This window comes from Paenibacillus sp. UNC451MF (assembly GCF_000686845.1).
Lineage (GTDB): Bacteria > Bacillota > Bacilli > Paenibacillales > NBRC-103111 > Paenibacillus_S.
Genome location: NZ_JMLS01000001.1, coordinates 365,912 through 387,318 on the forward strand (window position 1 = coordinate 365,912; position 21,407 = coordinate 387,318).

Consider the following 21,407-nt stretch of genomic DNA (forward strand, 5'->3'; position numbering starts at 1 on the left):
TAGTACAATGATGTCATGATGGTTGAATAAGTCCTAGCGCTTCACCCATTTTGACTTTGCTTCCGACGTGAAGGTCGCTGCGGCTTATGAATGTATCGCTCTCCATAAGAAGAACAACGGTGGAGCCGAACTCAAAATAGGCTAGCTCATCACCACGGCCCAAAGTGTTTGACAATGGTTTAACATATTGGATGCTGCTCACGTTCATCGCGCCGACCTTCACGACAGCTACCTCGCCGCCTTCATGCTGCATGTAGGTGATCAATCGTTCATTACGGCTTAATACCCTGCGCATTTGTCGCAGTCCGAACTCGTTGACTGGGTAGACTTTGCCGGGAACATGTTCCTTCTCAATAATGCTGCCGTCCACAGGCGTGTGAATCCGATGGTAATCCGTAGGGCTCAAATAAAGCACGAAATAGAAGCCGTTCTTATAGTTCACGGTACGTGGAGAAAAGTTAAGCAGCTCCTCCACTGTGTAATCCTGTCCTTTTACATTAACAATCAAACCTTCTTCAATCGGTCCCATGCCTGTAATCGCTGCATCGACCGGACTAACCAGGGTGTGCTCAGCTACATCGACTGGGCGAAGCCCTGTTCTCAGGCGTCTTGTAAAAAAGTCATTCAGCGAAGCGTACTCCGAGAGATGCTTCTCTGCGTCTTGAACCGGAATGCCATATATTTTGGCAAAACGCGGAATCAGCCCGCGGCTTGCTCTTGATTTTGCAAAGGATCCGGTTAACCGGGAGATCGACTTGCGGGAGGAAAGCTCCGTAAGCAAGCGGAAAAAAGGTTTCATCATAACTGTTCATTCACCTATTTCTTCATAGTCTGGGTCTACCGAATATCTTGACACATAACATGTTCCAACGCAAGAAAAAAGAATGAGTGCAACTCTGCTTTTTTCTATGAAAAATAAGCCATGGAGATTCAGGGTAATTCGTACATTTTACGGCGGTATAGAGCTCTCCAATATCTGGAGGCGCGATCGAACAAGTTTAACTGAATAACAAAGATACATTATATTAGCCGTTGACATTTATTCCAATCGTGTTAATATGATATTTGTCACTAGGGGAGCCGATAGGCTGAGACTGGATCAATAGATCCTAGACCCTCTGAACCTGATCTGGATTGTACCAGCGTAGGGAAGTGGAGAACGTTTGAAGCGTGTTAACTACGTACATGCAGACCACTTCCTTTGTTTGAGGAAAGTGGTCTTTTCGCGTTGTCCTGTCAGGCAAAGGTCTGGGGGAGTAGCCCCGAGCATCATCATATTGAAAAGGAGCGGGAAGGAAATGTCCAAAGGTTTGAAGTTAACAGACATCTTGGTTACGATTGTCATCGCAATTGTGTTCGGCATTATTTATCGTTTGTGGGGTGACGTCTCTAATGTAGTTAAGCTTGCCGGTTTGCAGCTCGATCAGCTTGTCTATGGAGTATGGTTTATGGCAGCCACGGTCGCTGCGCTGATTATCCGCAAGCCAGGGGTTGCCTTGCTAGCGGAAGTGGCTGCAGCATCAGGGGAGCTGCTTACAGGCTCACAATATGGGATCGAGTCCTTAACCTACGGGATCGCCCAAGGGCTGTTGGCTGAGCTTGTATTCGCATTGTTCCGCTATCGCCGTTTCTCACTGGCTGTTGCATCTCTCGCAGGTATCGGGTCGGCGGTCGCCTCGCTTATCTTCGACGCGTTCAAAGGCTATTTGGTCGATCTGCAAACGTGGAATTTAACGCTGTACTTTGTATTCCGTATTATCGGTTCGATATTCTTCACCGGGATGTGCGCCTATTGGCTAGTCAAAGCGTTGGAGGTAACCGGAGTAACCCAGCTTGTTCGTCCGGCAAGCAGTGCCGACTATCAAGCTCTGGAGCGTAAGAAATGATGCAGGATTGTACTTCTGTTCATGGATTACGCCTCAAGTTCGCAGGAAGTCCAACGCTATTGTTCGACGATATTTCTTTTAATGTAAAATCAGGTCAAAAGGTTCTGCTGCTAGGACCGAGCGGTTGCGGCAAGTCAACGCTATTGCAGGTGCTGACAGGATTAATCCCTTCAGTTATTGAGGTTCCTTGCAAATTTGACGAGATATCGATACCTTCGTCTTGGGGATATGTGTTTCAAGATCCGGATACCCAGTTTTGTATGCCCTATGTAGATGAAGAAATGGCGTTTGTGCTTGAAAATCTGGGTGTCCCAAGAGAAGAAATGAGCAGGAAAATAAGCGATGGATTACAGACGGTTGGGCTCGACCTGCCTGAGCTTCATACTCCTATTCAAGCGATGTCACAAGGGATGAAGCAGAGGCTGGCGATAGCTTCTGTGCTTGCGCTGGAACCGGAGGTCCTGTTCTTCGATGAACCTACCGCGCTGCTGGATCCGGAAGGCACCCGGCAGGTTTGGGATACCATCAAGGAAGTCGGCAGAGATAAAACGATTATTATCGTTGAGCATAAGATTGATGAAATTATCGGGTTCGTGGATCGGGTTGTCCTGTTCTCCCATGATGGAGAAATGATTGCAGACGATTCGCCTGCGGTCGTGTTCGAACAACATAAGGAACGGTTGAAGGAATATGGTATTTGGTATCCCGGAGTATGGGATGATTACACGTCTGGCACCTCCTATAGGTCGCTCCGAGAACGAGCAGCGGAGCTGAAGTCGACTGGGGGAACGCTGCTTAAACTGAATGATTTCTATGCATATCGGGGTCGTGAGCCGAAGATGCACGTTGAGAGAACGACGGCAGGCGAAGGAGAATGGATCACAGTAGTAGGTGAGAACGGTGCGGGCAAAAGTACGCTGCTTCAGGCACTGATGCAGCTGATTCCAACCTCGGCCGGGACTTACGAGCTAAACGGACGGGGCGTGAACAGCTTCAAGGATGTGGCGGACACAGCAGCCTATGTGTTCCAGAATCCCGAAATGCAGTTCGTAACGCATTCCGTATTCGACGAGGCGGCGTTCGGCTTTCGGCGCGACCGTCGTCCGGATGCCGAGCAGCTCGCGCTGGAGCTGCTGAAGGAATTCGGTCTTGAAGGACAGCGCAGCCAGCACCCGTATCAGCTGTCGCTTGGACAGAAGCGCCGTCTCAGCGTAGCAACGGCCATGGTCAAAGAACAGCAGCTTGTGCTGCTGGATGAGCCTACATTCGGTCAGGATGCTGCGAATACGTTCGCGATTCTTGAGAAACTTGAGGCTTGGAGGCGCCAAGGAACGACTATCATGATGGTGACGCATGATCTGGACATCGTACGCTGGTTTGCAACCCGCGTCTGGGTTGTGGAGAAGGGGAGACTTCAGTCGGATACGACGCCGTCTGACTATTTGCAGAAGGAAGTGAACAACAGTGGACAACTTATTGGCTTACGATGAAACGTGGCTGCATCGGGTGAACCCGAGCTTCAAGCTGCTGTTGTCGCTAGCGATATTCTTTGTCCTTCTGTTCACGGACAACATCAATGTCTTGGTCAACGTGACAATAGCGCAGCTGCTACTGCTTCTGTGCTTTTCCGGTCAACCGCTGCGACGATTGCTTCTGATGTTCCTACCTTTCCTGCTGCTTTTCATCTCATCCTCGATGTCCATGATGATGTTCGGTAAAGGGGATACGACATGGCTGCACTGGGGATTGATTCGGGTAACGGAGGAGAGCTTTTATCGCGGGCTTCATATCGGCCTGAAGACCGTCAACATGGCTTTGGCGGGGCTCACATTTGCGTTGACGACAAGGCCGGTTGCCTTGTTCTACTCGCTGATGCAGCAGTGCAAGCTGCCTCCGAAGTTCGCTTACAGCTTCATGGCCGCTCTCAGGCTGATGCCGATTATGGTCGGCGAGTTTCAGACGCTTGGCATGGCGATGAAGGTTCGTGGTGTCAAGCGGCGGGCTGGTCTTGGGGGTGTGTACGAGACGCTAAGGCTCTATGCCATTCCGCTGTTAGCCCAGAGCATACGCCGGGCGCAGCGCATCGCCGTAGCGATGGAGGCGAAGCGCTTCTCTTCAGCGCGTAATCGGACTTATTATTACCGTATCGGATTTTCACAGCGTGATGCGTACTTACTTCTTTACTTGGTAATTACATTGAGTGCAGCGCTGTATTTAGGCCAACATTTTCCTTATTTCCATGTAGGAGATGTCAGGTATAAAGTTATTTAAGCTTACTTAGCCGCAGGCTAGTAAAAAAGGGGGAGAATTCGTTGAAATTTTCACAAGAGCTGCATAATGCAGTCGAAGCCAGTTGGAATGCAAGCTTTCATCATCCTTTCGTGCAAGGGATCGCTAAAGGAACCTTACCATTAGAATGTTTTCGTCATTATGTGCTGAATGATGCTTACTATTTATCTCAGTTTGCGCGCGTGCAATCGCTGGGAGCGGTGAAAGCAGCTGATCTGGCAGTCTCCAACCGGATGACCGTACACGCTCAAGGAACTTATAACGCTGAGCTGTCGCTGCATGAAACGTTTTGCAAGCAGATGGGTATTACGGCAGAAGAGCGGGCGGCATTTCAGCCGGCACCTACGGCATACGCTTATACATCGCATATGCAGCGCGTTGCCTACAACGGGCACCTAGGAGACATTATCGCAGTCATTTTGCCATGCTACTGGCTGTACTATGAGATTGGAGAGAAGCTCCAGGGCTCTACTCCGGAGGAGCCGATTTACCGGGAGTGGATTGAAGCTTATGGCGGCGAGTGGTTCCGGGAGCTGGTTCAAGAGCAGATCGACCGATTGGACATGATTGCTGAGCAGGTGACTCAGGCTGACCGTGATCGGATGAAGCAGCATTTTATTATCAGTAGTCATTACGAATATTTATTCTGGGAAATGGCCTACACGCGCGAAGCGTGGCCTGCCTATAAATAAGAAACGCCGTCGCGATACCAAGGTATCGGGCGGCTTTTTTTTCTGTTATACAATAAATCATTTATGAAAAAATAGTTTATAGCTAACGTAATATTGCAGAAAGCAGCTTAATAAATTGAAAATGAAAGCGCCTTGCATTTAAGTGCTTTCGTCCATGTGTAAGCAGCTTCAGCGGAGGCTGCGCACAAATAACGATATGGAGGCTGAGCGTATGAATGCCAAAGCGGTGGATTATAGTCGGATTGCCCAATCCCCTCAATTTAAAGCTTTAATGGCTAAGAAAAAACGATTTCTTGTGCCTACGTCCCTCTTCTTTTTCGCTTATTATTTCACGTTACCGCTTTTAACTTCCTATACCACGGTACTGAATGCACCTGCTTTCGGCTCGGTTTCGTGGGCGTGGATTTTTGCTTTTTCCCAGTTTATTATGACTTGGGCGCTCTGCATTCTGTACTCCCGCAAATCCAGCGAATACGACAAGATGATCGAGGACATAACGAGCAGTAACGAGTAAAAGTCGGAAAACCGCACGGTTCAAAGCCGGAGGAGGAAAAAGGATGAATACGTCAGCATTCATATTATTTCTTGCGATTGTAGCCCTCACCTTGATCATTACTTATTATGCAGCTAAAAAGACTAACTCAACAAGCGAGTTTTATACGGCAGGCGGGGGATTGACCGGATGGCAGAACGGTTGGGCGATAGCCGGGGATTATATGTCGGCGGCATCGTTTCTCGGGATTGCAGGGACGATTGCGTTATCTGGCTTTGACGGCTTTTTCTACAGCATCGGCTTTCTGGTAGCCTACCTTGTCGTTCTTTATCTGGTAGCTGAACCGCTGCGAAATCTCGGTAAATATACTATGGCGGATATGATAGCCGCACGTTTTAACGATAATAAAATACGCGGCATCGCGGCCTTGAATACGATCACGATATCGATCTTCTATATGATTGCTCAGTTGGTTGGAGCAGGCTCTCTCATTAAACTGCTGCTTGGTCTCGATTACATGACCTCCGTATTGATTGTAGGCGCTCTGATGACCGTGTATGTCGTCTTCGGCGGGATGCGCGCCACTTCTTGGGTGCAGATCACGAAAGCGGTTCTGTTGATGGGAGGCACCTTCATTGTTTCCTTAATCGTACTGGCTAAATTTCACTTCAGCATTACAGAAATGTTCGATCAAATGAGGACGGCGACACCGCTCAAGGACAGCTTCTTGAACCCTGGTAACAAGTACAAAGTGCCGCTCGATACATTGTCCTTGAACTTGGCGCTTGTCTTGGGTACAGCAGGCTTGCCGCATATTTTAACCCGGTTTTTCACAGTAAAGGATGCTCCGACCGCAAGAAGCTCTGTCGTACATGCGACTTGGCTGATTGGCATTTTCTATATCATGACGATCTTTTTAGGCTTCGGCGCAGCAGCCTTTGTAGGCTATGACAACATTCTCGCAGCGGACAAAGGAGGCAATATGGCAGCTCCGCTGCTAGCCAAAGCACTCGGAGGCGATTTATTCTTTGCCTTTATTTCGGCGGTAGCTTTCGCAACAATACTCGCGGTGGTGACTGGACTGGTGCTGGCGGCAGCCTCCGCATTCGCGCATGATTTCTACACTCATATTCTTCGCCGTGGCAGTGCTACCGAGAAGGAGCAGATGAGAGTGGCTCGTTGGGCCTCCGTAGGAGTGGCGGTCGTTTCCATCGTGCTCTCGCTGTTCGCACAAAAGCTTAATGTAGCGTTCCTTGTTTCCGTGGCCTTTGCCATTGCCGCCAGTGCAAACCTTCCGGTTATTTTGTTCACGATATTCTGGAGACGCTTCAATACGACTGGTGCTGTTGTCGGGATGCTGACGGGTCTGCTCAGCGCGCTAATTCTGGTCATATTAAGTCCGAGTGTCTGGAACCCGGAGCCGGGTAAGGCGATCCTGGTAGGGCAAGCGCTGTTCCCTTATGCTAATCCGGGTATCATTTCAATTCCGCTGGGCTTCATAGGTGCATTGATCGGTACATGGCTGTCACGTCCGTCGGATGCGGCGAAGTACGAGGAGATATTGGTTAAAGCGCATACGGGACTGAGGCTGTAGCTTCAGCGTCTGAGATGGTTTTTGGGAGAAAGGAAACGAAAGACCGAGCGGCATGAAGTTCATGCGTCCGGTCTTTTTCTTCATTCGGATGGGAAGTTCTGTGACTTATCGTTTTCTGATTTCAAAAAACTCGCACGAGCTTCTTGAATGGTAGGTTACATCACTGACTCCTGATTGGGTCACGATGAACGAATCTGTAAATCGGGTAATCACGACTCCGGTATCTACAATATGATCGTTCTCGAAAACGCGCACGCCTACCTGGCGGTCCATCGCTTCCTGAAAATCGTCATCGGTGATGAGTCGTCGGTTAATGGCCATGGCTGAATCTCCTGTTTAACTAATATTTTTATTATGACTGATTAGCTTATTATATCAGAAAGAAGCACTGTCTGGCAGGCTTAGTGAGCAAAGGGATGACCCTTTTTCCACCATATGGTATGTTGGAGATGCAGAGATTTTGCATCATTCATTAGGGGGTCATGTAGATGAAAAAGTCGATCGCACTATTGCTGCTGGCCTCTCTATGCTTATACCAATACTTCAGCCTGGATACACCAGACCAAGACCCGTATTTAGTGACGGATTACAGCCGTCTGCATCCGGTCAAGGTGGAGCGTGTCGTACAGGGACGCGAGGAGCAGCAGCTGATTCAACTATTGCAAGAAGCGCAGGCTAACCATCTAACCGTATCCATCGCCGGTCAGCGCCATAGTCAGGGAGGGCATACGTATTACAAGGACGGTATTGTCGTTGACATGACTAGCTTCAACCGGATTATTTCAGTGGACCCGATGGCGCGTCAAATTCGTGTCCAGGCGGGGGCAACCTGGAAGGATATTCAGGATGCTGTCAATCCATACGGGCTGTCTGTCAAAACGATGCAGTCACAAAATATTTTTACTGTAGGCGGCTCTATCAGCATTAACGCCCATGGGAGAGATATTCGTAATGGATCGTTAATCAAAAGTGTGGAATCGTTTCGTCTGCTGACGTCTGACGGTCAAGTGAAGCAGGTGAGCCGATCGGAAAACGCTGATTTATTCCCTCTCGTTCTTGGAGGCTATGGCTTGTTCGGTATTATCCTCGATGTCACCTTAACGCTAACGGAGGATGAGGTATACCGGCTGTCAACGGAGAAAGTAACCGTCGAGGAATATAGTCGATACTTCACCAGCCAAGTGCAAGCTGATCCGGACATTCATATGCACATCGCCCGCATTTCAGTTGCTCCGGACACCTTTCTCACGGATATGTACGCGATCAATTATAAGGTCGATAAAGCATTGCCGCTTCAACGTTACAATAAATTGAAGACAACGGAGCACTGGGTCATTCCGACCAAGCTGCTTTTTCATTTGAACCGCGGATCAGACTGGGGCAAAAACCGCTTTTGGAAGCTGCAGAAATGGTATTTTAATCAACAAGAGCAAACCGTTACCAGCAGAAACAACGCCATGCGCTCCGAATCGCAGTTTATGGATTACCGGGAGGCAGGCCAAAATGATCTGCTTCAGGAATATTTTATACCCGTGCAAGAGTTCTCCTCTTTTGTTCACAGCTTTGGCGAAGTGCTGAAGGAGGAGCAAATGAACCTTTTGAATATCACGGTTCGCTATGTGAATCAGGATCAGGAAGCAGTGCTCTCTTATGCTAAAGAGGATATGTTTGCTCTTGTCTGCTTGTTCAACGTACCTTTATCGGATGAAGGACAGGCCGAATTCAAACGAGGCATTCAAACCATCATTGACCGGGTTATTTCGCATCGAGGAACTTACTACTTGCCTTATGCTGCGTATCCGGAGCGGGTGCAGTTCAATGCCGCGTATCCGCGGTACCGCGAATTTTGGGACAAGAAAACCAAGTACGATCCTAATGGGCTGTTTATGAACTATTTTTACGAACAATACAAGGAGGGGTAACACGAGATGAATATTCGCTGGCTTATCCGTTCGCAAAGCATCGTAACGCTGGCGTCAGGAATGATTTATCCTTATTACTTGCTGTTTCTAAAAAATTTGGGCAATAGCTATTCCAAATATGGACTTGCTTTTGCAGTGTTTACGATAAGTTCGGCTATGGTATCCCAATGGATTGCACCGAAGCTGGACCGATACGCTTTGTCCATCCTCACAATCAGCTCGATGGGAATGATGATGGTCATGCTGCTATTCCCATGGGTTTCTTCCTATGTATGGGTGCTTGTCCTGCAATGGATTATGGGCAGCTGCAATGCTTTGCAGAAAACAAGTGAGAAGGTATTGCTGGCCGATTATACCGAAAAAGGGGCTAGAGGAGGAACGGTTGGAAGCTATCATTTTTGGACATCGATTGCTTCCGGCTTTGCTGTTCTATTGGGGGGATATTTGATCGATTGGCTTACTATCGACGCTTTATTTTACGCTAGTGCGCTATTATATGGTATTAGTGCATGGGTAGTATGGCGGCGTCGAAATAGCTAAAAGAAGGCTAACCGAAAATAATGAAAGGCTAGTGGATTCTGTCGTTTTTTGGGTATGAAGGAGGTAATTGGCGAACCTGTGTCGAATTTATATGACATTATCGACATAGGGAGTTGGAGAGCAATTGTTACGTTATAAAGTGATTTGCGCAGCCGTTGGCTCTTTTTTGCTTATCGGCACGCTTAATGCGCCAGATGTTTTCGGTCAGGAGGCGTCTCAGGGGACAACCGGCAACCAATCAATGGATAAGGTTCAAGTAAAGCTCAGAGATGTGGGAACGGAAAAGAAATTTGCCAAAAGCACAGTAGACCGGTTAAACGTTCGAACTAAACCTGATTTGAACGCTTCGATTATCCAGATGATTGGACAATCGAACAGGTATGAAATATTGGAGGAACGAGGCGACTGGATACAGATCCGGTTATCGGAAGAAAAAGTCGGCTGGGTATTCCACGAATATTTTGAATATGCAGCTTCTGAACCAGCTAATGCAGAGCCTGAGAAAGCTAAAGCCATACAAACCGAAGAAGACACTGCCGAAAGTCTGAATCAAGCAACGGTTGTAAATATTGTCGACGTTACGAATTTGCGCAGCGGGCCTGGAACCGAATATGGCATCACTGGGAAGGCAAAACCTGGAGAGACCTATCCTGTTCTGGAGACCAAAGGAGAGTGGTACGTTGTTTCACTTCCGGATAAAAAAACGGCTTATGTCGCAAGCTGGGTCGTAAAGACGGATTTCATTAAGCAAAATACCCATTTGCCGCCAGCCGCTGCTGTGGGGTCGGCACCTATACTATATATTTATCATACGCATAACCAGGAATCATGGAATCACGTCGCCAGCATGACTAAAGGGGCATCTGTCGACGATCCAGAAGTAAATATTACATTAGTCGGGGAGCGTTTGGAGCAGCTGCTGCAGGAGAAAGGCATTCCAGCATTGGCCGGTAATGAAAATATCACGGAAAAGCTGAAGCAGCAAAAGCTGGGCTACTCCCTCGCTTATGAAGTATCCCGTAAAGTAGTTGACAAGGCGATTGAGAATTATCCAACCCTCTCGTATTTCTTCGACATTCACCGTGATGCAGATGTTCCACGTGAGAAAACGACAATAACAATCGAAGGAAAATCATATGCTCGCATTTTGTTTGTCATTGGTACAGCCCATTCCGGATACGAGGAAAACAAAGCGTTTGCCGAAAAGCTGGATAAGCTGTTAAATGAGAGATATCCGGGATTATCGCGTGGTATCCTTATCAAGAGCGCTCATCAGGGAAATGGGGAATATAACCAGTCTGTTTCCCCCGGAAGTTTACTGTTGGAAATAGGGGGCGTGAATAATACGCTTCAAGAAAGCTTGCTCGCAGCGGATGCATTAGCTGATGTGTTTGCAGATTATTACGGCGCTGGTAAATGATCCCCATATTGCGAAAAGGCTTCCCATTATCAGTGTCAGTAGGGGAATATCTAATATTTTAGGACGCTAATATTTCGCTGGAAAAAATATTTCACAAATGAAGTGCAACCTTCCCTCAATTCCGTCGTATAATCAAGGTTGTAGACTAAACCTACTATACGGTACCTTGGAGAGGAAGATTTAATCAGAATGCTTCATAAGGAACAAGACGGCTGGCGTAAGGACATCGCGCCATACGAAAGACCACGCATCAAAAATAGCGTATGGCAAATTATTAACACAGTTGTGCCGTTTTTCCTGCTATGGTATTTAGCTTTTATGAGCTTATCGGTTTCGTATTGGCTAACCCTATTATTGGCAATTCCTGCTGGCGGGTTTCTTATTCGGATTTTTATTATTTTTCATGATTGCTGCCACAAATCGTTCTTTAGAAATAAAACTGCGAATGAAATTGTAGGAACGATTACTGGTATTATGACCTGCTGCCCTTACAATCAATGGCGGCACAGCCATTCGGTTCACCATGCTACTAGCGGTAATTTGAATAAGCGGGGTACGGGTGATATCTGGACTTTGACGGTAGAGGAGTATGTAGCGTCTTCCTTTCTTAAACGATTAGTGTATAGGCTTTATCGCAATCCACTGGTTATGTTCGTTATCGGTCCTATTTACATTTTTCTTATCGATTATCGCTTCAACCGAAAAAATGCTGGTTTTAAAGAAAGAATGAATACGTACATTACCAATCTAAGTATTGCCGGCTCCGCTGCTTTGATGTGCTGGGCTATTGGCTGGCAGGCTTTTCTGATGGTACAAGGTCCGATCTTCTTTATCTCGGGTGCCGCAGGTATTTGGTTATTTTATGTGCAGCATCAGTTTGAGGACACGTACTACGAGAATGAAGAGAACTGGGACTATGTACAAGCAGCCCTGAAGGGGAGTTCCTTTTATAAGCTGCCGAAAATTTTGCATTGGATTACGGGGAATATAGGCTTTCACCATATTCACCATTTGAGCCCTCGAGTTCCTAATTACTATCTGGAAGAGGCTCATAATGCAAATCCGGTGTTAAGGGACGTTAATACGATTACGCTGCTGACCAGCTTACGCTCGTTGAAGTTTAGAATTTGGGACGAGAAAAGCAAGCAGTTTATAGGGTTCAAGGATATTAAACGATTCGTGGTTAAACCGAAAATATAAAATAGCTACTGGGAGGCATTCTTGATAGAATGCCTTTTTATGTTGCGCATATGTATTCAGGCTGCCGCTCAGGCTTCCTTTTCTCCATAAATAAACCGCTCTATCTGCAAAAGCTTTTCCTCAGATAAGGCTTCGGAATTGTCCCAGTACAGAATAGATGACGCAGAGGAAGTCCACTGGATTGTCTTGCGGGTCAACGAGGGACTGAATTCACTCCAATGATCCAATTTCCAAACATCCAGCTCTGAACCTCTTGCCATTATCCGTTGACGGTACACGGAATCGTCACGCAAATAAACGTAAACGGCTCTAACCTCTACCTCTTGGGAAGATGCGCCCATCCTTGCAAGCTCTTGATCCAGCCATAAGGGGTCCTCAATCTCTTTGGTGAAGGGTCCGATGACATAAGCATCGATTCCAAGCTCCAGGTTTTCCAAAGCCGCATCCATAGTAATGCGATAGCCAAGATCGCGGCAATGCTTTTTGTATACAGGGGAATCCCGATCGGTCGGATCGAGTCCGGATAAGGTCATAATGGTTTCGGCGGCAGGTCTCAGAAGGGTATCCATATCCAAAAAGGCCGGACGATGCTGCTTCGCCAAAGTTTTGGCAAGGGTTGTTTTTCCTGCCCCGGCAGGACCTATGATAAATACAAGTTTAGGCATGACATCCTCCGTAATGGTATTCATATTAAAATAAACAAAGCTTAACCACATTGTAGCACAAGCTCGATTTAAAGGAAGAATCCTCCATAACTTTTGGAAACGCAAGAATTGCTTTTTGAAATGGCGGAATAAATGAATGAACTGATTTGTTACCCAACAGGACGAAGTTGGATCAGATAGAATGAGAGTAAATCATCGTTTGCGGAGGAGTCATAAATGGAAACTATAGCTTCATTAAAAAGCTACATGGAGGGACTTGCGAATCTGGGATATTTTAACGGGGCAGTATTGGCTGCGCAAAATGGACAAATATTATTGTGTGAAGGCTATGGCATGGCAAACTTTGAGCATGAAGTCCCTAACACCTCCAGAACCAAATTTCGAATCGGTTCTCTTACGAAGGGGTTTACGGCAATGGCAATTATGCAGCTCCAGGAGCAGGGGAAACTTGCCCTTGGGGATTTTATTGAATGCTACATACCCGATTATCCTAACGGTGACAAGATTACGATTCGTCATTTGCTGGAGCATTCCTCAGGTATTCCGGATTACCCCGGTTTTCCGGGTTATTGGGAGACAACCATGAGATTGTATTCTCCTATCGAGCATACGATCCATTCCTTTAAGGATAGGAAGCTGCTTCATGCACCGGGGGAGCGCAGGGCGTATGGAAGCTCAGCCTATATCTTATTAAGTGCGATTATCGAAAAAGTGTCGAGGGAATCTTACGCCAAGTATATTGCCGATTACATATGTCAACCGTTACAAATGAACGACTCGGGCTGCGAGGACGGCAGAAGTATCATTAAACGATTTGCGGCCGGCTATTCGGTCAATAAAGATATCATCCCATGCGAGCATGTGGATATGTCAATTCATCTCGGTGCCGGGGGGATGTACTCTACGGTAGAGGATTTGTACAAGTGGGATCGATCCTTATACACGGAGCAATTGGTTCGACAAGCCTCTTTGGACAGCATGTTTGTACATCCTACACCGCCTTGCGGAAGCAAAGGCTGGGTCGTTCTAGAGCAGGAGATCGGTAACCGAAAGAGCAGGCGAATCAGCCATTTCGGCAGTATGAACGGTTTTCGCTCAGACATGATTCGTTATGTGGATGAGGATATCGTGGTCATCGTTTTAAGCAATGTGGAGCTGACACCGGTAGAGATCATTAGCCAACAATTGGCGGACATGATGCTGGGACGTGAGGTAGTTGTACTGGAGCCTTTCCACCCTGTAAAGATCAGTTCGCAAGAATTACAGCGGTATGCAGGTGTATATGATTATGGGAGCGAGCTCGAGACGTCACAGAAACGTATGGAAGATATGAACAATGTAATGGAAGGGGTTACGAAGATGGATGCCCCTTCCATTGCGGTTGGCCTGTTTCATAAGTTGTTTAACCAATATGGAGTTGAGACGAAAGGGACGCTAATAGTCACTTTTGAGAATGGAACTCTGTATTTATTTATGCCAAAAAGAAATGCCTGGTACAAATACGAGATTGTTCCTATTTCCCACCAACCTACTATGACAACAGGTGTAACGAGGTATATTAACGAACAAGTAGAGTTCTTTGTGGACCCTACAGGGGCAGTAAAATTAATGCATCGGGATGCTAGTGGGAAAAAGATAGTCGCAATTCAAATATAATAGAATGGGGTGTACGAGGGCATTTGGTGAATTACCAAATGTCTTTTTTCGCGTACATAAAACGTTCACGATTCCCAAAGAGCCGTTGTGATTTTGTTCATAGTGATGCTGCAACCTTAATTTTACAATGAACTCATTAGTTAGCACCGAAGGGGAGGAAGCACGATGGAACTTAAGGATTCAAAAACGGCAGATGAAACCAAACTGAAAGGGACGTTCGTATCGGTTATGCTGCTGGCGGCTTTTCTGATTTTGACCTGGGTCGGTGTATTCGTTTTGTTTGCTGTCCGAGGGTAATCCATTAGTTGAAGGGATTGAAGAACATGCATATGCATAAGCTCGAGAAAATTTGGTTGACCGTCGGCGTTTCGATGCTGGGCGTATTTTTGATTGTGTTAGGTGTAGGAGCTTTCGCATTGGGAGCACAGCCTCCGGGGGATCACGCATCCGGGCATCATCGTGAAGTCGTAGATCCGGAAACCGTGGAGCAGACAGCGCCATTCAATGAGCTTGGTTTGAAAAAAATCGGTGATAATGAATACGACGCGTACATGCTGGCTTTCGCTTTCGGATATGGGCCGGAGAAGATGGAAATTCCCGCCGGGGCCACGGTACATTTTCATATAACAAGCAAGGATGTCGTACATGGTTTTCAAATTCCGGGAACGAATGTGAATATGATGGTCGTGCCGGGAGAAGTCAACCATTTGACGTACAAGTTTACAAAGCCAGGAGACTATTTGGTGCTGTGCAATGAGTACTGCGGCGCAGCGCATGAGATGATGCAAACAAGAATTATTGTAAAATAAACAGTAGCTATGTTAGCCGGGCTCTATGTAGAGTTATTATGTGAAAAATATCACAACTCATACGCGAGCAGTTATCTTAAAGGAGTGTTGTCATGATGAGTAACGAAATTCAGAAATTCGACCGCCGAGATTCGGCGTTAGTGCTCGCTCATATTTTATTCGCGTTCTTCGCGCTGCTGCTGGGCGGAGTTGCCGGTGTGCTCCAGGGACTTGTACGTGGAGGAGCTATTAAGCTACCGTATGAAATCGGGTATTACCAGCTGCTAACCGCACATGGCGTGCTGATGGCGCTAATTTTCACAACATATTTCATCATAGGCTTTCTGTATTCAGGAGTAGCCAAGACGATGGGCGGCCATCTGCTGCCGATTGCAAGATCACTCGGATGGCTCGGGTACGGGCAGATGACAACGGGAACCATCATTGCCACGATTATGATCTTGCTCAATAAGGCGACCGTGCTGTACACGTTCTATGCTCCGATGAAAGCTTCTCCATGGTTCTATATCGCATTGGTTCTTGTAGTGGTCGGAAGCTGGATGAGTGGAATTGGGATATTCATTCAATATCGTTATTGGAAAAAAACGCACAACGGTCAAATGTCCCCGTTGTTTGGCTTCATGGCTGTAGTCACCATGCTGATGTGGCTGATTGCTACGATTGGTGTCGCCATCGAGGTTCTTTTCATGCTTATACCTTGGTCATTTGGTTGGGTGGAAACGGTCAATGTGGAGCTTAGCCGGACTTTATTCTGGTATTTCGGCCACCCGCTCGTATATTTCTGGCTGCTGCCTGCTTATATTTGCTGGTATGTGGTGATTCCCAAAATTATCGGCGGCAAAATGTTCAGTGATGCTCTCGCACGATTAGCTTTTATTATGCTGCTATTGTTCTCCATTCCGGTCGGCTTTCACCATCAGCTGATGGAGCCTGGGATTTCGTCAGTATGGAAGTACGTGCAAGTCGTTCTCACCTTTATGGTTGTCGTACCTTCCTTGATGACGGCATTCTCGCTGTTCGCTACATTCGAGCTGCATGGACGTTCAGTCGGAGCGACTGGATTGTTTGGATGGCTTAAAATGCTTCCATGGAAAGACGTTCGCTTCTTCGCTCCGTTCATGGGGATGCTTATATTCATTCCTGCAGGAGCCGGAGGGCTTATTAATGCAAGTAATCAAATGAATATGGTTGTTCATAATACGATGTGGGTTACGGGGCACTTTCATCTTACGGTTGCAACGAGTGTCGCGCTCACTTTTTTTGGAGTTACTTATTGGCTTATACCGGCTTTGACAGGACGGGTACTGACACCGCTGATGCATAAACTGGGGATTGCCCAGACGATTGTCTGGCTGGTCGGTATGTTCTTTATGTCTGGCGCCATGCATATTTCGGGTCTGTTTGGTTCTCCACGCCGCACCGCGTATACGACCTATCAGAATCATCCGGATGCGATTCTATGGATGCCATATAATGTAGTGATGGCGATAGGTGGTACGATTTTGTTCATCGGTGTACTGATGATCATTATGAATGTTATTTTGCTGCTGAGCGCACCTAAAGGACATACGGAGTATCCGGTAGCCGAAGTGCGGGATACGGCTGAGAAAACGCCGGCGATCTTCGAGCGTTGGGGCGTATGGGTTGGCGTAATAGTGGTCCTCATATTGGTGGCGTACACCGTGCCGGTGATGGAGCTGCTGAACAACCCGGGAGTCGGATCTAAAGGATTCGTTACGTGGTAATTGGAAGAAGCTCTTGCCCATAAAATTCCTCAATATATAGTTTTTTTATTCAACGGATCAAGTTTGTGTTGTCAGCTAGTGACACAGACTTGATCCTACTTTCGTTTTGTGGCACAGATATTATCCATTTTGATGAAGAAGATAGGCGGAAGGACAGACATGGCACGGCCGGAGAAGCTTTGGGGGGCTGCTACGAGAAATTGTATCGCCATTTGCAAGGCGAGATCTCTAGCTTGGAGCTACGACCCGATCCCCCCGTGTCTGAGGATGAGAAATAACTAGAAACTCCACGTCTTTATCCGTTGTATTCTTCATTTGATGCGGAATTCCGGGTGGCACTTCCAAGCCTTCCTGGGCTTGAAGCATCACCGACTCACCATCGAGCTCTAACTCCGCTATTCCGCTCAGTACGAAAAAAAATTGTCGTGCATGTACATGGTAATGCCGTACTTCAGCGGCTCCCGCTGGCATCCGTTCATGGATGACGCTTAGCTCCTCCCGCTTTACCAAATGCCATCCGTCGCACACTTCTCCCCATATATAGTGTTCTGCATTCTGTTTACTGGTTTTCATCTGTCGTAATCTCCTTTTGTTGTGTTTCTTCATGAGAACGGTAAGCGGCTTCCTCCAGCCAGCGCAGTCGGTAGCAGTTCATGGCAACTCGTCCAAGTTCGTCGAGCAGACCGTAGTTAGCCCAAGCGCCTACAACGGCGCCGATACCCGGTATAAGCTGGAGCATTTTGCGAAAATCAATCGTATCCCGATATTCCTGCTGCAGCTGCAGCCAGTTAATATGCTGAGCATAGGAATCAGCAGGCGGCAGTGAGCGTTCGTTTTCAGGCCAACGGACGATTGTTTTGTACAAGCTTTCTTTTTTGTCCTGACTGGAGAAGGCCAGCTGAAAAACTTGAAGAATGAACAGCCGCTCACGATAATCGTGAGTCGAATGTCCATAGGCATGCGCCAGCTCGAACAGGAATTTCATTTTGATCCCGATAAGAATCGGAAAATCCGCAAGACCAAGTAGTATGCCCCCAGCACCCGTACCTGCGCCTTCGGCTGCCGCCAGCTTTTTATAAAATCCGATCAATTCCTCAGCCCTATGATCCCTCATAGCAAGCGTTGCTCCAACGATAGGCGGATTTTTGGGCATGTACTCCATGCTGAACAGCGCTGTCTGAAAAATGCCCTTCACTGTAGCAGTTATCGTTTGATGTACCTTTTCCGGAATGACCTGATTGATTTTCGTCGAAACGGACCTGGAAGCTTTCTCCAAAAAGCCTGGTGGCTTTAGCAGCTCTTTCTTCCACACTTGTAAGGCTTTCGCCGTTTGCTGCTCATATAGGTTTTGCTTGGTGTCCATTGACGGGTAGCCCCCTCTAGAATATGGATAAATCAGCCGTGTACGTACAAGTAGCTTCATTATACACAAGAAGAAGCGAAAACGACAAAAGGGCTTCACAACTTCTGTGTTTCATTCGTTTATGTGAAGGTGAATTCGGTTATACAAGGACTAGGGAATACAATAATCAAGCGGAGGAGACTCGTTAGGATGGACGTTTTTTTAGCAGTTCTCGTACTTCTGGTCATGATCATCGTCTCCAATCTGTTAAATCGGTTTGTTCCACTCGTTCCCGTTCCGTTAATTCAAATTGGCTTGGGCATGACAGCGGCAATATTGCCTTTAGGTCTTCATTTGCGTTTGGAGCCGGAATTGTTCTTCATCCTTTTCATTGCGCCGCTGCTGTTTAATGACGGTAAAATGACTCCAAGAGACGAATTGTGGAAATTAAGAGTTCCCATTCTGCTGCTAGCATTAGGATTAGTGTTCGTCACCGTATTTATCGTAGGTTATTTTATTCATTGGATGATTCCTTCCATACCGCTTCCAGCCGCCTTTGCGTTAGCCGCCATTTTGTCACCAACTGATGCGGTTGCTGTAGGCTCCTTGGCCGGGCGTATTCATTTGCCCAAAAAAATCATGCGCCTTCTTGAGGGCGAAGCCTTGATGAACGATGCTTCAGGCTTGGTTGCGTTTAAGTTCGCTATAGCAGCAATGGTTACTGGTGTATTCTCGCTTGGACATGCTGTTATCAATTTTATGTTAGTAGCTTTCGGAGGCTTAGTGTGTGGAGCTGTTGTGGCATTCCTGATCATTCGGCTGCGGCTGTTCATCCGTCGGTGGGGGATGGAGGACGCTACCTTCCATATGCTGCTTCAAATTTTAACCCCATTCGTTATTTATTTTATTGCAGAAGAGTTCAAAGTGTCCGGCATTTTAGCGGTTGTAGCCGCAGGTATTATTCATGCGATCGAGCGCGATTATATGGAGTTCTCAACTGCAAAGATGAAGGTCGTTGCAGCAAGCACCTGGTCGGTTATTTTATTTATTTTGAACGGGCTTGTGTTTTTGATCTTGGGGCTGCAAATTCCGGATGTGATTCATGTCATCTACGTTGATACTGCGTTTAGTAACTGGCTGGTGCTTGGTTATATCGTCGCTGTTTCACTGATGCTGATCTTTCTTCGATTTATCTGGGTTTATTTGTTTTTGAAAAAAACCGACTTCACTTCCTCCTTGCTGACCTCATTATCGGGAGTTCGAGGGGCTGTTACTTTGGCAGGTGCGTTCTCCATCCCGTATATGTTGTTAGACGGAAGCCCGTTCCCCCAACGTTCTTTGATCATTTTCATAGCGGCGGGGGTTATATTGTTCACTCTTCTGACTGCTACATTTGTGCTACCACTGTTAACGAAGCGAGATGAAGGGGGGCGGGAGGAGAGTAATCAACTGCAGGAGCATGAGGCGAAAGTCCGGCTTATCAAGGCGGCGATCAGCTCTGTCAAGGATGAGATGACGGATGAGAATAGGGCAGCCGCTCAATCCGTAATTACCGATTATAAGAAATTGATGAAATTGGGGGATGCCCTTAGTTATAACAACTCCTGGTTAGGCAGGGCATATCGTGAAATGGAGAATGAAGCTCGAATGGTGGGCATTGGGGCTGAGCGCGAGGAGTTGGCTCAACTGCTCGCTATGGGAGAAATATCTAAAGAGGCGGAATATCGAGCGCAGCAAATGCTCAACGAAATGGAGCTGGCGATCACGAATCGGTTTCGTCTACGTTTACCTATTCCGATTGTTTTGATGAAGCAAATATGGTCGAAGTGGGTGAAAAATCAAAAAACGAACTCTGGATCCTGTACCGAAATGCTTCGACTGGCGAAAATTAGAACCTCCAAAGCGGCGATTCATGCTATTCAGCAGCAGATTACAGAGAAGAATCAAGCTGCTGCAGATACGGTCATTTCTCATTATCAGGCTATCATCGATCGATTGGGCCGCAAACCGATTCAACCTCATAAGGTCGAGCTGTTTCACAAGCAGAAGAGAGAGCTCATGTTCAAAGCCATGCAAGTAGAGCGTAATGAAGTGCAGCTGCTATTTGAGCAGGGTGAGATTAGTCGGGAGATAGCGGGTTCTTTACGTAAGTTCATTAATTACATGGAGGCGACCAGTCTGGAAGAAGAGCCTATTTAACCAGCGTGTAAGTGGTTGTGTTTGTGTGTGTATTATTATGAAAAAGGATTGGATTATGCTACAATGGCTGTAGCTTGTGTTTCTGCGAGCCAGCTTGTTGGTAGAAGGGACGAAAATAAATTGTTCGTACAGCAAAGGCATCAAGCCATTATTCAAAAAATCAATAAAGAAAAATCCGTCGTTGTCTCCGATTTAATCGAGATGTTCGGCGTTTCATTCGAAACGGTACGCAGGGATTTGGAATTTCTGGAGAAGGAAGGCTTTCTGAAACGAGTTCATGGTGGTGCTATTCTAGCTGACATTGATTATAAGAAGGAACAACCGTTAACTTTTCGCGAAACAAAATTCGTAGAAGAAAAGAAGCAGCTCGTCGAGCTGGCTACAAAGTACGTAGAAGAAGGGCAATCCATTGCGCTGGATGTCAGTACGACGAATACGGAGTTCGCCAGAGCGCTAAAGCGGAAGTTCGAGCGACTTACCATTATAACGAATTCCTTGCCGATTGCTAATGAACTCGTTGAGAAGCCTGACTATACTATCATTTTAACAGGCGGTGTCATCCGTAATCAGGAGCGGGGAGTCATTGGTGAGTTGGCAGAAGCCTTCGTATCCCAATTTCATGCCGATCTGTTCTTCATGAGCGTGAGCGGGATATCATTGGAAGAAGGAATTACCGATTACGGTATCGGTGAAATCCAGTTGAAGAAGATTATGCATAAAAACGCAAAAAAAACCATTGCACTTGCAGACAGCAGCAAATTCGATGTCGTTTCCTTGATCAAAGTATGTGCTATCGACGAAGTGGAGCGGATCGTAACGGATTCGTTAATCGATCGCGAGATCGTAGATAAATATACGAATCATGGCATTCAAATCGTGTATGAGTAGCATTTATAAAAATAGAGCACCGATTCCATTGGTTTGGAGTAGGTGCTTTTGTTTTGTGGAGATTTTA

At 46.8% G+C, this 21,407-nt stretch carries 21 protein-coding genes and 1 riboswitch; of the genes, 16 read left to right on the forward strand and 5 right to left on the reverse strand.

Features of this window, described 5'->3' with window-relative positions; translation table 11 throughout:
* Positions 1–13: 13 nt before the first annotated feature.
* Entirely contained in the window at positions 14–802 is a 789-nt protein-coding gene (gene asd, locus BP97_RS0101585) for an archaetidylserine decarboxylase (RefSeq protein WP_028547545.1), read from the reverse strand.
* Positions 803–1,063: 261 nt separating this feature from the next.
* A riboswitch (TPP riboswitch) is annotated at positions 1,064–1,168 on the forward strand.
* Positions 1,169–1,298: 130 nt separating this feature from the next.
* Here asd and BP97_RS0101590 point away from each other — a divergent pair.
* The 6 genes from BP97_RS0101590 (at position 1,299) to BP97_RS0101615 (ending at position 6,954) form a co-directional block, all read left to right on the forward strand.
* Entirely contained in the window at positions 1,299–1,886 is a 588-nt protein-coding gene (locus BP97_RS0101590; protein ID WP_028547546.1) for an ECF transporter S component, read from the forward strand.
* Positions 1,886–3,376, forward strand: a complete 1,491-nt coding sequence (locus BP97_RS0101595) for an ABC transporter ATP-binding protein (RefSeq protein WP_028547547.1) — start codon at positions 1,886–1,888, stop codon at positions 3,374–3,376. The genes BP97_RS0101590 and BP97_RS0101595 overlap by 1 nt, the downstream gene beginning before the upstream one ends.
* Positions 3,351–4,157 carry an energy-coupling factor transporter transmembrane component T family protein gene (locus BP97_RS0101600; RefSeq protein ID WP_028547548.1) on the forward strand — a complete coding sequence of 269 codons (807 nt, stop codon included), beginning with the start codon at positions 3,351–3,353 and terminating at the stop codon, positions 4,155–4,157. The genes BP97_RS0101595 and BP97_RS0101600 overlap by 26 nt, the downstream gene beginning before the upstream one ends.
* 41 nt (positions 4,158–4,198) lie before the next feature.
* Positions 4,199–4,867 carry a thiaminase II gene (gene tenA / locus BP97_RS0101605; protein ID WP_028547549.1) on the forward strand — a complete coding sequence of 223 codons (669 nt, stop codon included), beginning with the start codon at positions 4,199–4,201 and terminating at the stop codon, positions 4,865–4,867.
* A 211-nt stretch (positions 4,868–5,078) separates the two neighbouring features.
* Positions 5,079–5,381, forward strand: a complete 303-nt coding sequence (locus BP97_RS0101610; protein ID WP_156043113.1) for a DUF485 domain-containing protein — start codon at positions 5,079–5,081, stop codon at positions 5,379–5,381.
* Positions 5,382–5,424: 43 nt separating this feature from the next.
* Positions 5,425–6,954, forward strand: coding sequence for a solute symporter family protein (locus BP97_RS0101615; protein WP_028547551.1), 1,530 nt, complete (start codon positions 5,425–5,427; stop codon positions 6,952–6,954).
* 105 nt (positions 6,955–7,059) lie between these two features.
* On the opposite strand, the gene BP97_RS0101620 is transcribed toward BP97_RS0101615, so the two are convergent.
* Positions 7,060–7,275 carry a hypothetical protein gene (locus BP97_RS0101620; protein WP_028547552.1) on the reverse strand — a complete coding sequence of 72 codons (216 nt, stop codon included), beginning with the start codon at positions 7,273–7,275 and terminating at the stop codon, positions 7,060–7,062.
* A gap of 167 nt (positions 7,276–7,442) precedes the next feature.
* Between BP97_RS0101620 and BP97_RS0101625 the strand changes: the two genes are divergently transcribed.
* The 4 genes from BP97_RS0101625 to BP97_RS0101640 all read left to right on the forward strand — a co-directional run bounded on the left by BP97_RS0101625 (position 7,443) and on the right by BP97_RS0101640 (position 12,036).
* Positions 7,443–8,876: an FAD-binding oxidoreductase gene (locus BP97_RS0101625; protein ID WP_028547553.1), complete on the forward strand. Its 1,434-nt coding sequence runs from the start codon at positions 7,443–7,445 to the stop codon at positions 8,874–8,876.
* Between the two features lie 6 nt (positions 8,877–8,882).
* On the forward strand, positions 8,883–9,416 hold the full coding sequence (locus tag BP97_RS0101630; RefSeq protein WP_028547554.1) for an MFS transporter: 534 nt from the start codon (positions 8,883–8,885) through the stop codon (positions 9,414–9,416).
* A gap of 124 nt (positions 9,417–9,540) precedes the next feature.
* On the forward strand, positions 9,541–10,836 hold the full coding sequence (spoIIP, locus tag BP97_RS38565; RefSeq protein WP_051620266.1) for a stage II sporulation protein P: 1,296 nt from the start codon (positions 9,541–9,543) through the stop codon (positions 10,834–10,836).
* Positions 10,837–11,025: 189 nt separating this feature from the next.
* On the forward strand, positions 11,026–12,036 hold the full coding sequence (locus BP97_RS0101640) for a Delta(5) desaturase DesA (protein WP_028547555.1): 1,011 nt from the start codon (positions 11,026–11,028) through the stop codon (positions 12,034–12,036).
* A 68-nt stretch (positions 12,037–12,104) separates the two neighbouring features.
* Here BP97_RS0101640 and BP97_RS0101645 read toward each other — a convergent pair whose 3' ends face one another.
* Positions 12,105–12,701 carry a P-loop nucleotide/nucleoside kinase family protein gene (locus tag BP97_RS0101645; RefSeq protein WP_028547556.1) on the reverse strand — a complete coding sequence of 199 codons (597 nt, stop codon included), beginning with the start codon at positions 12,699–12,701 and terminating at the stop codon, positions 12,105–12,107.
* A 216-nt stretch (positions 12,702–12,917) separates the two neighbouring features.
* Between BP97_RS0101645 and BP97_RS34850 the strand changes: the two genes are divergently transcribed.
* The 4 genes from BP97_RS34850 (at position 12,918) to BP97_RS0101665 (ending at position 16,911) form a co-directional block, all read left to right on the forward strand.
* On the forward strand, positions 12,918–14,357 hold the full coding sequence (locus tag BP97_RS34850) for a serine hydrolase domain-containing protein (RefSeq protein WP_051620267.1): 1,440 nt from the start codon (positions 12,918–12,920) through the stop codon (positions 14,355–14,357).
* A gap of 165 nt (positions 14,358–14,522) precedes the next feature.
* Positions 14,523–14,654, forward strand: coding sequence for a hypothetical protein (locus tag BP97_RS39350; RefSeq protein WP_064745648.1), 132 nt, complete (start codon positions 14,523–14,525; stop codon positions 14,652–14,654).
* A 26-nt stretch (positions 14,655–14,680) separates the two neighbouring features.
* Positions 14,681–15,166 (forward strand): cytochrome c oxidase subunit II, encoded by a 486-nt coding sequence (locus BP97_RS0101660; protein WP_028547557.1) that lies wholly within the window; start codon positions 14,681–14,683, stop codon positions 15,164–15,166.
* A 95-nt stretch (positions 15,167–15,261) separates the two neighbouring features.
* Complete coding sequence (locus BP97_RS0101665; RefSeq protein WP_028547558.1) at positions 15,262–16,911, forward strand: b(o/a)3-type cytochrome-c oxidase subunit 1; 1,650 nt, start codon at positions 15,262–15,264, stop codon at positions 16,909–16,911.
* A 228-nt stretch (positions 16,912–17,139) separates the two neighbouring features.
* Here BP97_RS0101665 and BP97_RS0101670 read toward each other — a convergent pair whose 3' ends face one another.
* Together BP97_RS0101670 and BP97_RS34855 are read right to left on the reverse strand one after the other, a co-directional pair.
* On the reverse strand, positions 17,140–17,484 hold the full coding sequence (locus tag BP97_RS0101670) for a cupin domain-containing protein (protein ID WP_028547559.1): 345 nt from the start codon (positions 17,482–17,484) through the stop codon (positions 17,140–17,142).
* Positions 17,471–18,274 carry an EcsC family protein gene (locus BP97_RS34855; protein ID WP_051620268.1) on the reverse strand — a complete coding sequence of 268 codons (804 nt, stop codon included), beginning with the start codon at positions 18,272–18,274 and terminating at the stop codon, positions 17,471–17,473. Before BP97_RS34855 ends, BP97_RS0101670 begins: the two co-directional genes overlap by 14 nt.
* Before the next feature lie 189 nt (positions 18,275–18,463).
* On the opposite strand from BP97_RS34855, the gene BP97_RS0101680 reads away from it, so the two are divergent.
* Together BP97_RS0101680 and BP97_RS0101685 are read left to right on the forward strand one after the other, a co-directional pair.
* Positions 18,464–20,452 carry a Na+/H+ antiporter gene (locus BP97_RS0101680; RefSeq protein WP_028547560.1) on the forward strand — a complete coding sequence of 663 codons (1,989 nt, stop codon included), beginning with the start codon at positions 18,464–18,466 and terminating at the stop codon, positions 20,450–20,452.
* A gap of 27 nt (positions 20,453–20,479) precedes the next feature.
* Positions 20,480–21,340: a DeoR/GlpR family DNA-binding transcription regulator gene (locus BP97_RS0101685; protein ID WP_331281296.1), complete on the forward strand. Its 861-nt coding sequence runs from the start codon at positions 20,480–20,482 to the stop codon at positions 21,338–21,340.
* Positions 21,341–21,407 lie beyond the last annotated feature (67 nt).